Here is a 944-nt window from a genome sequence, read left to right on the forward strand (position 1 = left end):
GGATCGGTCTCGGTGTGCCAGCCGGCGGCGAGCCAGTTCTGCTGGATGTCGGACTCGAAGTCCTCTTCGATCGGCAGGGTGGCCGGCGTGTCCTTCTCGGGATTTTCAGCGACGGAAAGCTCATCGATGAACCATCCTTCGCCGGTGGTGGGTGCGCTGTCGCTCTGCAGGACGAAGCGGATTTTCACATTGGGCGATCCGACCCAACGTGAGAGGTCGACGCGCTGCTGCCGCCAGGTGGAGTGTTCGCCTTCGGATGAGCCGAGAACATAGACGGTGGGTTTGCCACTGGCGGTGATTTCGATGCGGGCCCAGTCCGAGGTAGCGAGATCGAGTTTGTCCCAGAAGGAAAGGACGGGCCATTCGGTTCCGGTGAGGTCGACGGCGGTCTCGATGTAGCTATGGGTGGATGGCTGGTAGTGCCCGGTCGGTGCGATGGCGAGGCATCCGGAACCCTCGTGGGGGTCGCTGGTGGAGATGGCCCAAGTGGAGGGGGTGGCATTGTGGGATCCGGTAACCCAGTTGTCCGCGGAGTCGAGGCTGTCCGTGAACGGGAGAACAACCGGCACGGTGGTGGTGGTCAGTTCGTTGGAAGGAATGAAGGTGTCGCGGTCATCGACGGTGAAGACTTTGTAGTAGTAGGCCCCTCCGATATTCAGATCGGTATCGGTGAAGGTGGTGTCGGCGGGATTGGTGGATTCGAAAATCTTCTGTCCGTTGCCGACCGAGACGTTCTGGGTGGTGGACTGCCAGAGTTCGTAGCGCACGAAATCCTCACCCAGGGTGGACGGGCTCCAGGTAAGATCGACGGAACGCAGGGCAGGAAGCGCGGAGACAAGTGCCACGGCCTCGGGCATCTCGGCGATGGTGAGTTTGTCGAGACGAACGAGGGCCTCGGGGGCGTGTCCGCTGACGCTCACGTTGAAGCGCAGTCTAACGGACTG

1 pseudogene is annotated in these 944 nt (G+C 61.5%); it reads right to left on the minus strand.

The features are described 5' to 3' along the window. Nucleotides 1-944: pseudogene (locus tag JIN81_RS18755) on the minus strand (hypothetical protein); the annotation flags it as partial.

Origin of the sequence: Haloferula rosea (genome assembly GCF_016595525.1) — a bacterium.
Lineage (GTDB): Bacteria > Verrucomicrobiota > Verrucomicrobiia > Verrucomicrobiales > Akkermansiaceae > Haloferula > Haloferula rosea.